Origin of the sequence: Streptomyces phytophilus, from assembly GCF_013870535.1 — a bacterium.
In the GTDB taxonomy this organism is placed as follows: Bacteria; Actinomycetota; Actinomycetes; order Streptomycetales; family Streptomycetaceae; genus Streptomyces; species Streptomyces phytophilus.
Genome location: NZ_JACBXC010001074.1, coordinates 1 through 2,120 on the forward strand (window position 1 = coordinate 1; position 2,120 = coordinate 2,120).

The 2,120-nt window shown below is 73.6% G+C and carries 2 protein-coding genes; both read right to left on the reverse strand.

Annotation, left to right across the window (positions count from 1 at the left end; translation table 11 throughout):
* The coding region (locus tag H5J30_RS29180; protein WP_181790272.1) for a sensor histidine kinase at positions 1 to 1,117 on the reverse strand (1,117 nt) is incomplete at its 3' end.
* Positions 1,051 to 2,120, reverse strand: a 1,070-nt coding sequence (locus tag H5J30_RS29185; RefSeq protein ID WP_181790273.1) for an MMPL family transporter, incomplete at its 5' end; no start/stop codon positions are given. The genes H5J30_RS29180 and H5J30_RS29185, both read right to left, overlap by 67 nt.

Sequence of the window (2,120 nt, forward strand, 5' to 3'; positions counted from 1 at the left end):
GCACGAACCCCTTCCCGTCGTCGGTGATCTCCAGCTCGATGCCCTCAGGGCCCGCCGCCAGCACCACCCCGACGGTCGACGCCTCCGCGTGCTTGCGCACGTTGGCCAGCGACTCCTGCGTGCAGCGCAGCAGCGCGATCCGCGTCGGCTGGTCGCAGTCGGCGTCCGGGAGTTCGGCCTCGACCGCGATCCCGGTGTCCTCGGCGAAGCGGTCCAGGGTACGGCGCAGCGTGGCGGCGACGGAACCGGCGGCGACACCGCTGCGCGGGGCGGCGCCGACGAGGACGCGGGCCTCGGCGAGGTTCTCGCGGGCGGTGCGCTCGATGGACTGCAACTGCTGCGCGCTCTTGGCGGGCTCGGCCGCCAGCCCGGCGCGCGCCGCCTCGGCGAGTACGACGATCGACGCGAAGCCCTGCGCCAGGGTGTCGTGGATCTCCCGCGCGATCCGCTCCCGCTCCTCCGCGGCGCCCTGCCGCTTCTGCGCCTCCACGAGCCGCTGTTCGGCGTCGGCCAGCCGGCTGCGCAGCCGGGCGCGCTCGTCGCGTACCGCCAGCGCCCGCGGGGTGAGCAGCGCGAGCCCCACGCCGACCGCGTAGACGCCGGCGGACGAGATCGCGTTGCTGGTGAGGCTGTCGAGGCCCCAGCCCGCACGCACGGCGGCGCCGACGGTGATCGCGGCGGCGCCCAGGCCGCTGGAGACGACGGCGGACCGCACGTTGTCCGCGAAGACCACGAACTGCGACAGGGCCAGCAGGTACAGCACGCCGAAGCCGTCGCGGAGCCACGACAGGCACCCCAGCACGAGGATCAGCACGGCCAGATAGCCGTACGCGAGCCGCACCGGGTTCCCGGGGCGGCTGCGTACGACTCCGTAGGCCAGGCCCAGCACGGCCACGAGCGCGAGCGACCCGTACCGGTCACCCTCCGGGACGTCGCCCAGGACGGTGGTCAGGGTCACCAGGGCGATGACCGCCCAGGCGAAGACGTCCCAGACCTGGAGCATCCAGATCCAGAGGGGGTCGCCGCGCCGTGGTGGAGGGAGCATGCCGGTCAGCGTACGTTCTCGAACGTACGAGCCACCGGCTCGGCCGCGGCGGACTCGCGCGGCGACCGCCACCAGGCCCGTTCGCCGAGGAGCAGCAGGGCCGCGGGCAGCACCATCAGCCGGATCACCACCGCGTCGAGCAGCACGGCGAGCGCCAGGCAGAAGCCCATCTGCTTCATCTCGGTCAGATGCAGCGCGACGAACCCGCCGAACACGGTGACCATCACGACAGCGGCGCTCGTCACGACCTTCGCCGAGGCGCCGATGCCCGCGATCACCGCCTCCCGCGCCGGCATCCCGGCGTCCCTGGCCTCCTTGATCCGGCTGACCACGAACACCTGGTAGTCCATGGAGAGCCCGAAGAGGATCACGAAGAGGAACAGCGGCACCCGGGAGGCGATCGCGCCCATCGAGTCGAAGTCGAGCAGGCCCTCGGCCCACGAGCCCTGGAAGACGACGACGAGCGCGCCGAGCGCGGCGGCGGCGGAGAGCAGGTTCAGCGCGACGCCCAGGAGCCCGATGACCACCGAGCGGAACGCGAACACCGTCATCACGAAGGTGAGGAGCAGCAGGGCGCCGATGACCAGCGGCAGCTTGCCGCGCTCGTCCTCGACGTAGTCGGCGCCGCGGGCGACGTCCCCGCTGACGGCGGTCTCGACGCCGGCCAGCCGCCCGGCGGTGGCGGGCAGGTGGTCGTCGCGCAGCTGCCGCAGGGAGTCCTTCGCGGGCTGGGAGTTGGCGAAGTGCGGTACGGAGAGCACGAGGACGCTGGTCCGGCCGTCCGGTGAGGTACGTACCTCGGGCTCGGCGCCGCGGACGAACAGCGGGTCGGCCGACGCCCGCCGGCCCAGCTCGGCCAGCGCGCCGCGCACCTCGGGGGCGCGCTCCGCGGCGGCCCGGGCGACGACCTCGTGCTGCACCTTCAGCTCGGGGAAGGCGGCGGTCAGCCGGTCGTACGTCTGCATGGCCGGGATGTCGCGCGAGAAGGTGTCCTTGCCGGGGTCCACGAGCTTCATGCCGAGCGCGGGCGCGGCGAGCGCGAGCATGGCCAGCACGGAGACGACCAGGGTGGCGG